The 9,089-nt window shown below is 67.2% G+C and carries 8 protein-coding genes, 1 tRNA gene and 1 pseudogene; all 10 read right to left on the reverse strand.

What is annotated here, in order from left to right; genetic code table 11:
- Positions 1 to 168 precede the first annotated feature (168 nt).
- A complete protein-coding gene (locus ACFSNB_RS18035) occupies positions 169 to 2,151 on the reverse strand; it encodes a ParB/RepB/Spo0J family partition protein (RefSeq protein WP_377319118.1) in 1,983 nt (660 codons plus the stop codon).
- Between the two features lie 90 nt (positions 2,152 to 2,241).
- Positions 2,242 to 2,643 carry a thermonuclease family protein gene (locus tag ACFSNB_RS18040; protein ID WP_377319120.1) on the reverse strand — a complete coding sequence of 134 codons (402 nt, stop codon included), beginning with the start codon at positions 2,641 to 2,643 and terminating at the stop codon, positions 2,242 to 2,244.
- Positions 2,643 to 3,578 carry an ArdC family protein gene (locus ACFSNB_RS18045; RefSeq protein ID WP_377319122.1) on the reverse strand — a complete coding sequence of 312 codons (936 nt, stop codon included), beginning with the start codon at positions 3,576 to 3,578 and terminating at the stop codon, positions 2,643 to 2,645. The genes ACFSNB_RS18040 and ACFSNB_RS18045 overlap by 1 nt, the downstream gene beginning before the upstream one ends.
- Before the next feature lie 91 nt (positions 3,579 to 3,669).
- On the reverse strand, positions 3,670 to 4,275 hold the full coding sequence (locus ACFSNB_RS18050) for a DNA -binding domain-containing protein (protein ID WP_377319124.1): 606 nt from the start codon (positions 4,273 to 4,275) through the stop codon (positions 3,670 to 3,672).
- 34 nt (positions 4,276 to 4,309) lie between these two features.
- A pseudogene (locus ACFSNB_RS18055) lies at positions 4,310 to 4,468 on the reverse strand (transcriptional regulator domain-containing protein); the annotation flags it as partial.
- A gap of 177 nt (positions 4,469 to 4,645) precedes the next feature.
- Positions 4,646 to 6,115 (reverse strand): sensor histidine kinase, encoded by a 1,470-nt coding sequence (locus ACFSNB_RS18060; protein ID WP_377319126.1) that lies wholly within the window; start codon positions 6,113 to 6,115, stop codon positions 4,646 to 4,648.
- Positions 6,108 to 6,833, reverse strand: a complete 726-nt coding sequence (locus ACFSNB_RS18065) for a response regulator transcription factor (RefSeq protein WP_377319128.1) — start codon at positions 6,831 to 6,833, stop codon at positions 6,108 to 6,110. Before ACFSNB_RS18065 ends, ACFSNB_RS18060 begins: the two co-directional genes overlap by 8 nt.
- Entirely contained in the window at positions 6,823 to 7,029 is a 207-nt protein-coding gene (locus ACFSNB_RS18070; protein WP_377318353.1) for a hypothetical protein, read from the reverse strand. The genes ACFSNB_RS18065 and ACFSNB_RS18070 overlap by 11 nt, the downstream gene beginning before the upstream one ends.
- Positions 7,030 to 7,371: 342 nt before the next feature.
- Complete coding sequence (locus tag ACFSNB_RS18075) at positions 7,372 to 8,769, reverse strand: DUF6880 family protein (protein WP_377319130.1); 1,398 nt, start codon at positions 8,767 to 8,769, stop codon at positions 7,372 to 7,374.
- 194 nt (positions 8,770 to 8,963) lie between these two features.
- A tRNA-Met gene (locus ACFSNB_RS18080) sits at positions 8,964 to 9,040 on the reverse strand.
- Positions 9,041 to 9,089: the final 49 nt, after the last annotated feature.

Raw genomic sequence — 9,089 nt, forward strand, 5'->3', positions numbered from 1 at the left:
CGCCGACGCACCACCATGCCCCCTGACGGCGCCCCCGGGACAGATAGACCCGGCAAACCGCTTCGGCCCGCTCGGCGAGGCGGCGGGCCAGATCAGACACCGACATGACGCCCCTCCCCGCTGACAGCACAGAAGCCCGGCACGCTGGCCGGGCTTCCGCAAAGAGGATCAGGCGGCGACCTGGGCCAGATCGTCGGGGGCGCTTTCCGGCTCGGGACCGGGCTCCGGAGCGCGCAGGATGTCCGGCAACCAGCCGGTGCCGGTCAGCAGGCGCTCGGCCTCGCGGGCCATGTCCGGTTTCTTCAGATGATCGATCAACTGGGCGGTCTCCGCGCCCTTGGCCTCGCGCACCGCGTCGAGGATGCGGGCCTTGGTGACCCGGCCGAGATAGGTGTCGACGGTCGGCACCCAGCCCGCCGCCGCCATGTCGAGTTCCACCGCCCGGGCAAGGTGGTCGGCATGGTCGAGGGCGCGGCCACGCCGGGTCCAGGGCTCGCGCACCGCGTTGACGGTCAGCGCGGCGCAATGGGCGAACAACGCCCCCTGGCTGTCGCCGTCGAACCCGGTCAGCGTGTCCCACAGATCGGCGGGATCGGCCGGCAACTGCCCGAGCCAGGTCTGGTGACGGGCGTCGGTCGCCTTGGCCGGCGCGGTGTCGGCCAGACCGGGCGGCTGGACGGTGAAAGCCGGGCTGTGGGCGGTGATGTCGAGGGCGGAATCCGCACCGCTGCGATAGAAGGCCTGCAGGCACAGCACATGCAGCACGGCGAGGAAGGCGACGTCGGGAGCGCGGGCCAGGGCATCGCGCAGGGCCAGGGTCCGGTGCGCGGTCAGCTCGGCGACCAGACGGTCGGGCAGCGGCTTCAGCCCCTCGTCCTCCTCCGGCGGTTCGGCAACCGGATCGACCTGCGGCGTGGTCGCATCCACCGTCGCCACCGGAATCGTGGCGACCGCCTCGACCGGCACGGGATTGGCCATCGGCTCGTCCTCGGGCCGGACATAGCCGCGATCGACCCGCAGATTGCCGTCGCCGTCGATGCTGACGAACACCCCGGCGCATAGGATCTCGGCCGGATCGAACGACAGCGGCCGGTCGTCGAACGCGGCCAGGGCAATGCCGATCTCCTCGACCCGACGCTCGATTTCCTCCGGTACCGCGTCGGCCCCGGCATGGGCCTCGATCAGGCGGTCATACTCGGCCTGAAGCTGGTCCCGCTCCGCCTGATCCGCCTCGGTCAACGCGACCGGAGTGCCGATCAGCCGCCGCATCCGGGCGGTATGGCCATAGGGGAAATCGGGGGCAACCTCGATCCATTTCCACCCCTCGGCCCGCACTGTTTCGGCCGCGGCGGCGAGTTTTTCGCTCACCAGCCGGTCGAGCAGGGCCGGGTCCTGCAGCCAGCCGCCGCCATCGGGCTCGAACAGGTCGCGCTGGATCACCCCACCGGCGGCCTCGTAGGCCTCGATGCCGACGAAGCGGACCCGCTTGTCGGCGGCCCGCACCGTCCCCTCGGTCAGCAGCTTGCGGATATAATAGGGCTCGCGGTTATAGGCGCGGACCAGACTGTCCCACACCTGCTCCTGGCGGGCATGGTCGGAGGTGACGGAAAAGGCCATCACCTGGTCGAGGGTGATCTGATCCTCGGCATAGAGGTCGAGCAGTTTGGGCGACACCGTCACCAGCCGCAGCCGCTGGCGGACCACCACCGGGGTGACGAAGAAGCGGGCGGCAATGTCCTCGTCGCCGAGCCCGGCCTCGCGCAGGGTCTGGAAGGCGCGGAACTGGTCGAGCGGATGCAGCGGGGCGCGCTCGAGATTCTCGGCCAGGGAATCCTCCGCCGCCAGACCGTCGGTGCGGATGACGCAGGGCACCGGGGCATTGCGGGCCAGCCGCTTCTGCTTCACCAGCAATTCGAGGGCGCGGTAACGGCGGCCGCCGACCGGCACATCATAGAGGCCGGTCTCGCTACCGTCGCCGTCGAGGATCGGCCGAACGGTCAGGCTCTGCAGCAGGGTGCGGCGGGCGATGTCCTCCGCCAACTGCTCGATCGAGAGTCCGGCCTTGATCCGGCGGACGTTGGCCTGCGACAGCACCAGCTTGTTGAAGGGAATGTCGCGGGACGTGCTGAGGGTGAGCTTGGTTGGGGTCATGTGGGGTCTCCGCGACGGGCCGGCCGGGAAACTCTCGCGGCCTTCCGAACCCGTCACGAATCCCCTGCCCTCCTCTGCCTCTGCCCTGGCTCAGCGGTTTCGCCGGCAGGAAGGAACCAGCCAACGCGGCCGCTCCGCCCTCTCGACACCATCGCGGCAGGCCCGGGCCCAGCCCCGCCGGACCAGCCAGGCATTGAGGTCGTTACCGCCGACCCGGCAGGTCGCCAACAGCGCATCCCCCTTTGCTGGGGACCGCCCCCAGCATTCGACCGGACGGTCACCGATGTACTGGCGCAGGGCATCGGCCGCGCTCCGGCCAGGCTCGGGGGCGTCGAGCCCTGCGAGCCACACCGTGCGGCCGGCGACGACCAGGGTGGCGGCATCGATCACCCGGGCCGGCCCGGACAGAACCGGTTTGGGCTCGGGGGTGAGGCCGATCGCCGCGAACAGCAGCGCCATCCCGACCATGCCGTTGCGGCTAAACGGGCCCATCACGCCGCCTCGCTGTCGGACTCGCCCCGCCGCGCCGGCAGGAAGGCGAGCAGATAATCGGCCGCTTTCGAGGCGGCGCTGGCGGCGCGGATGATCGCGCGATCGTCGTCGCGCAGCACCTCGAGCCAGGAGCCGATGTAATCGGCATGGCGGACGGTGGGGACGATGCCGAGGCTGGCGCAGGTGAAGGCGCTGGTCATTTCCGCCACCAGTTCCTCCTGGCCATACAGCTTGGAGCCATAGGAGCCGGACAGATTGCGGTTGAGCCGGGTAGGATGGCCGGTCCAATGACCAAGCTCATGCAGGGCGGTGCGGTGCCAGTTGATCGGCTCGAAATAGGATTCGGGCCGGGGCACCTGGATGTAATCCAGCCCCGGACTGTAGAAGGCCTGGTCGCCGCCGAGACGCAGGCTGGCGCCAGTGGCCCGAATCAATTCCTCGGCCTGGGGCAGGATCAGCCCCTCCGGCACCGGCGGCGGCGGGGTGACCAGATCCGCCGGCAGGCCGTCGCACTGGTCGCTGTTGAACACGGTGAAGCGCTTGAGAAACGGGATCGCCCCGGGCTCGCCGCCGTCGCGCGCGACGCGCCGACGTTCCTCCTCGGGGATGAAGCGGTCGGCATAGACCACGGTGGTGCCGTGCTCGCCCTTGCGCACCGTGCCGCCCAGGGCCAGGGCCTGACGGAAGGTCAGCCAGCCCTGGCCGGAGAAGCCGTGGCGGAACACCGCCCCCCACAGAATCAGCACGTTGATCCCCGAATAGCGCCGGCCGGTCGCGGCATTGCGGGGCAGGCCAAGATCGCCCGGGCCGTCGGCGCGGCCCCAGGGCTGGACCCAGGGCAGCCGGCCGGCTTCAAGCTCGGCGATAATGCGGTTGGTGATTTCGGCATAGAGGCTGGTCCGGTCTTTGCCGGACGAGGCGCGGTCAGAAGCCATCTGGTTTCTCCCCGACGGACCGGCGGAAAGCCTCTCTCTCCGCCCGGATATCCGTCGCGAGCGCCCCCTGCCCCTCTTCCTCTCCGGCCCCTCACCCCAGCAGGTCGCGGTAGCCGCCCCGGACCAGGGCGGTCGCAACCCGGATCAATCGCCGCACCCGCAGCCGCAGATACTGCGACCGGCCGTTCCAGTCCTCCCGCACAGTGGTTTCGCCAAACAGAGCCACGGCGATCTCGCGATGGCTGGCGCCGGCCGCCAGGCCGTCGTAGGACTGCAACGCCAGAGCCCAACGGCGGGCGCGCGGCTCGGGCGGAAACAGACCGGTTGGGAATCGTCCCCGGCGGTACAGCACCACCAGACGGCGCAAGGTCAGGGTCTTCAGCTCGATCCGGGTGAGACCGGACAGGAGGTAATGCAGGCGCACCGGGCCGGACAGCAGAGTGCCGGCAGCCAGTTCGAGCTGGAGGTGACGCGCACCATCGCTGAGAAGCAGGCATTCTCGTCCATCCGTCAGGCGAAGAACGGTGGCCCAGGCGGTCAGGCGCCGCAGATCGAAGGCCTCGGCATCCCCGGACGAAACAGGCCGCGCCTCGACCAGCACCACCGAGGAATCCCAGTCGGCGCGCCAGAATATCCGCGCATCGGCGCAGGGAGTGCCGGCAGCCTCGGCAAAAATGCAGCCCCCAATCCAAGGCATTGGCATCGTCGGATGCCACCAGCACCCCAGGAGCGGAAAATGGCTTCCGGGGTTGACCGGCACGGGCGATGTAATCGGGATTGCGCCGCAGCCATTTCCAGGCCCATCCCGCCCGGTCCAGGTGGAGCAGGTCGCGATAATTGGCCCGGTCGCGCCAGTCCCACCCGATAGTCCCGATGCCCTCTTCGGTCATGACGGAGTCCCCCCGGTCGGTTGCGCGTCGCCGCGCAATCGTCTTGGCTCTCGATCATCGGAAGATCCGGGGGGCTGATCGCGCCATCACGCGGCGAGACCGGCCCCCAACATCGATAGAAATACCTTGTCGGCGGGGGCCAACGGGTGAGAAGGCGGTGACAAACCGGGGACCGGCTCACTCCGCCAGAGGCAGGGCCACCGTGACGATCAACCCGCCATCGGGTCGATTGGCGGCCCAGGCCCGACCGCCCATCGCTTCCGCATTGCGGCGGACGATCCACAAGCCGAGACCGTCATGCTCGTCGCCACCGTCCCGGCCAGATACATAACGCTCGAAGATCGTGTCCAGATCGTCCAAGGGGATACCGCTTCCTTGATCGGACACGACGATCTCGGCCATCGAGCCAGCTTGGCGGACTTCGATCGTCACCACCCCGCCAGTCGGTGAGAAGTCGAAGGCGTTGTCGATCAGGTTCTCGGCGATGATTTCGATCTGCTCGGTGCCGCCGATCACCATCAATCCAAGCGAGACCCGGATCTCGAAACGCAGGCCCCGCTCCTCGGCGAAACGAGCGAAGCCCTGCCCCAACGCCGCAAGCAGAGTGGAGGGGCCGACCCGGTGGCGGGGGCAATCGACCAGACTGGCGATGGTCTCGTCGATCCGCCGGCCCGTGGACACGAGAGCATCGAGCCGATCGACCGAAAGAGAAATCAGTTCGACGCTGCGACGCAGGCTGACGGAATCGGCAGGCAGGTCGCGACGCAACGGCTCGATTGCCTGGGCAATCACCGCCAGCGGTGCCTTCAGGGCATGGGCGTTTTCCTCCGCCGCCTGACGAATCAGCGCCTCGGAGCGCTGCAGCGTCGCCACCATGATGTCGAACTCCCGCGCCACTTCGGCCAGATCGGGCACCCGGTTGGCGTCGGCGAAACTGCCACGGTTTTCCCCGGCAACCACGGCACGGGCGACCGCACGAAACCGACGCAGATTGGTCCAGGCGTCGGTGAAGATCGACAGCACCAGCAGCGCCATCACCGCATAGATCAGGGCGGCGGCCTGGATCTCTGGCACCCGCCAGTAGCGCCGCCCGAGCAACCGCTCGGCGAGCGGGCCGGACGGCTGCGCGGTGATCACCACCCAACATCCGGTGGGACGGGGATAGGGAGCGAGATAGGTCAGGACTTCGCCGCCCCCTTCATCGCCGGGAAGGCGCAAGCTCAACGGCCGACCGCCGACGCAACTTGCGTCAAGGGAGGTGAGCACGCCGCTGGAGAGTAGACGCTCCATCGTGCCGCGCCCTTGCCCGGTTTCATCCTCGGGAGCCGAGGCGACCAGGAGAAAGGAACCGGAAGCGACGGCCGGGCGGAACAGCACCTTGATCGACAGCCCTCCTTCGGCCAACCGACGCGCCGTCGAATCGATCCGCTGTGTACCACGCGGGGTCAGGGTGTCGAGCAACGGAAACAGCGCTTCTCCAGCCAGGCGTCCCTGTTCCTGCGCCAGATGTCGCAACAGCGCGCCCTGCTCCCGCTCGGCGGCGTCGAACCGCTGGACCAGCAGGACCGGGACGATGGAGAAGATCACCAGCGCGGCGATCAGCTTGACCGCAAACGAACGAAAATAGCGGACAAGCTCTTTACCCATGGTCCACCCGCCAGCTGTAGCCAAAGCCGGGATAGGCGACGATCCGGTCGAAGTCCGGATCGAGCGCCCTGAATTTGCCCCGGATGCGCTTGATGGCGGCCCGCACGTTGACACGGTAGCCATCGTGGCCGGCGCCGGCATGAAACCCCTTGCCCCGGCCGGCATCGTATAGCGGTCGGAAACCGACATCGCGTCCGGCCTTGCCGGCCAAAGCCAGGACCATCGCGAATTCGGTGACGGTGAGATCAACGGGCTGATTCCGCCAGAAGGCGCGGCAGCTTTCGCTATCGAGGATCAGGTCCCCGATCACGATTCGGTCGTCAGCACCGGCCACACCCGTCACGGGCACACGGCCCAGAATGATCCGGATCCGCCGCTCCAGGATGGTGAAGCCGCGCGACTTCTCGACGAAATCGACAGCACCGCCCAAAAGCGCGGCTTCCTCGAAGACCTGCTCCCCCAGCACGGTCAGGAAAATCACGGGTAGTTCCGGACGAAGAGCGCGGAGCCGTGCCAGAACCTCGATCCCATTGAGACCGGGCATCTTCCCGTCGAGCAGAAGCAGGTCGGGCTTTTCTTGTCGACCGAGTGCCGCCAGGAAGGCCTCTCCATCTTCCCAGCCCCGCACCGCGTAGCCGACCGCGGTCAGATTGAGGATGAGGGATTCCCGGAACAGGGCGTCGTCATCAATCAGGGCGATGCGGGGGCTATTTTCCATGATCCTGTCCCCGATCCCGCCACCGCCCCAGGCAGGCGGGCAGGGAAATCCCGCCCTCGGTCTCGATCCCGAACAGCCGCAGTTTGTTGCCGGGCACCTCGGGATAAAATGACAGGAACAGCGGGCAGTCCTTGCCGTGATATTCCCAGAGCGTCGCCATCCCCCGGACCGAGCTGACGGTGGGCGGGCCAAGCACCGCGCTGACCTCCTCCGGGGTCCGGTATCGGATCTGGTCCGGCGGAAGATCAGAAGGACGAGAAACCGGGCGCCGAGGTGGCGGCATCGGACGGGGCGGTGGTGGCGGAATGGGAGGAGAAAGAACTGGCGGGGGTGGTGGCAATGGCGATGAAGCCGGAGGTTCCGCAGGAGAGGCGCAGCCTCCGAGCATCCCCAAGATCATCACCGCCATCAGATATCCAGGCGTTCTACCGGACATGGCGCACCTCCGCACAATATCATTCAACGAACATGAGTCACCACCAAAACGTCCATTGATTGCCAAACTCGATCATGGAAAAGAGGCGATAGTTTGTTCTCGTCACTTGCCGGCACGGGCGGCGACTTGGGCCCAGAAGCCGGTCTTCCGACCATGGGACTGACGCAACGCGAGCCGGTAGGCGTCATGGGGATCGAGCCCGTCCCAATCATTGATATCCGACGCCAGGGCATCGAGCCGGGCGAGATGGCGGGCCCCATGCCCATAGGCCGGCGACTTGGCGCGGGCCAGGATGTCCGCGAGCAATGCGCGATAGAGGATGGTCGCGGCCAAGGGATGGGCTTCGGCCAGGGCCTCGGCCGCCGGAACCAGGCAACTGTAATGACGCCCGTCCCAATCCGCCCGACGCGACCGCACCAGCGCCGCCGCCCGGTCGAGGCGGGGCCAACCAACGAAGAAATCGAGTGCGCCATAGGGATTGCGAAAGTCCTCGGCGAGGGCGAAAGCCCGTTCTTGTTCCTCGTACTCGATGAAATCCTCCAGCTTGCGGAGGTAGTCGCGCAGCATCTGGGGATGCAGGGTGGCGGCGAAACACTCCCAGCGGAGGGTCTGCGCGGCGGCCCGTTCGTTCCGGGCGTCGAGAATCCGGGTTTCAAGGGCGATCCGCTCCACATCATGCAGGCGTCCGCTGGGCAAACTGTCCTCGCCGACGGCGACGAACCGGCAGCGGGACTTCCCATCCTCTCGCCGGACCCAGGCCAAAGCGTCGTCAAGACGGCCGGCGGCGAGCAGGGTCTCGGCCACCCGAACCGGGTTCTGCTGCCAGGTGGGGCGCCGTTGCTCGAGCTCCAGATAGAGATCGAGGGTCTGCCGGGCCACGGCAATAGCTTGACGCACCGCGAAAATGGAGTCGGTTTCCTCCTGCCGCGCGAGAGCTTGATCCCAGCCATCGAGCACCGGATCCGACAGCAACGGCACCACCGCGACCGCCATCTGGCGTGCATAGGGGTGGGTCGCCCTGGCCAGACTGACGATCAGGCGATCCGGGACGGTCACCCGGTCGGCGGGTTGCATCCGCTCGACCAATTCCGGCAACGCCTCGCTCGCTTGCCAGTAGACATCCTGAATCCGCCCGCTGGAATCATCGATCCGATTAAACAGCGATGCATGGCTGTCAATAAAGCGGAGCAGCCGCTGCACGGAAGCGGCGGGATCAAGTGCGGCCAGATCGACGCGGATCGTCTGGAGGGTGGCTGCCAGGTCTTCGGCGAGCGCGCGTTCCTTTTCCCAGGCGATCATCGCCCTCCCCCGCTCCAGCGCAGCGAGACGGCGATCGATCAAGGCGGCAACGGCGGCCGGCCCCTTGGTCCCGGCCAGGGCAGCCTTGACCCGCTTACGAAAAGCCGGGTTACCATCCGCCTCCTCCAGGATCAACCGGGCGAGCACGTCCGGCCCCAGAGCGATCAGGGATTCAGGAGATAGAGAGGTCTTGCCGGCCATGGGGTCCGTCCCGCTCGAACGTCGAAAACCGGGCGACCTTGGCAGCGGAGAGGAGACGGGGTCAAGCGCGGGCAGCGGGAGGATTCCCGCACCAAATACGCTTTCATCCGTTACCCATGCGTTACCTGCGGCGAGGTGGGGACGCGAAAAAGGCGTTAGCCCTAGAGCTAACGCCTTGATTTTGTTGGTATTTTTGGTTGCGGGGGCAGGATTTGAACCTACGACCTTCAGGTTATGAGCCTGACGAGCTACCGGGCTGCTCCACCCCGCGTTAATGCGCTGGCGCGGCGAGGGGGATTGTAATCGTGATAGGTTTTTTT

This window comes from Phaeospirillum tilakii (assembly GCF_042683125.1).
Classification (GTDB): domain Bacteria; phylum Pseudomonadota; class Alphaproteobacteria; order Rhodospirillales; family Magnetospirillaceae; genus Phaeospirillum; species Phaeospirillum tilakii.

Bases quoted from the DNA above. Each gene is read 5' to 3' on its own strand.
- ACFSNB_RS18035 (WP_377319118.1), bottom strand. From the start codon at position 2,151: ATGACCCCAACCAAGCTCACCCTCAGCACGTCCCGCGACATTCCCTTC.
- ACFSNB_RS18040 (WP_377319120.1), bottom strand. From the start codon at position 2,643: ATGGGCCCGTTTAGCCGCAACGGCATGGTCGGGATGGCGCTGCTGTTC.
- ACFSNB_RS18045 (WP_377319122.1), bottom strand. From the start codon at position 3,578: ATGGCTTCTGACCGCGCCTCGTCCGGCAAAGACCGGACCAGCCTCTAT.
- ACFSNB_RS18050 (WP_377319124.1), bottom strand. From the start codon at position 4,275: ATGCCTTGGATTGGGGGCTGCATTTTTGCCGAGGCTGCCGGCACTCCC.
- ACFSNB_RS18060 (WP_377319126.1), bottom strand. From the start codon at position 6,115: ATGGGTAAAGAGCTTGTCCGCTATTTTCGTTCGTTTGCGGTCAAGCTG.
- ACFSNB_RS18065 (WP_377319128.1), bottom strand. From the start codon at position 6,833: ATGGAAAATAGCCCCCGCATCGCCCTGATTGATGACGACGCCCTGTTC.
- ACFSNB_RS18075 (WP_377319130.1), bottom strand. From the start codon at position 8,769: ATGGCCGGCAAGACCTCTCTATCTCCTGAATCCCTGATCGCTCTGGGG.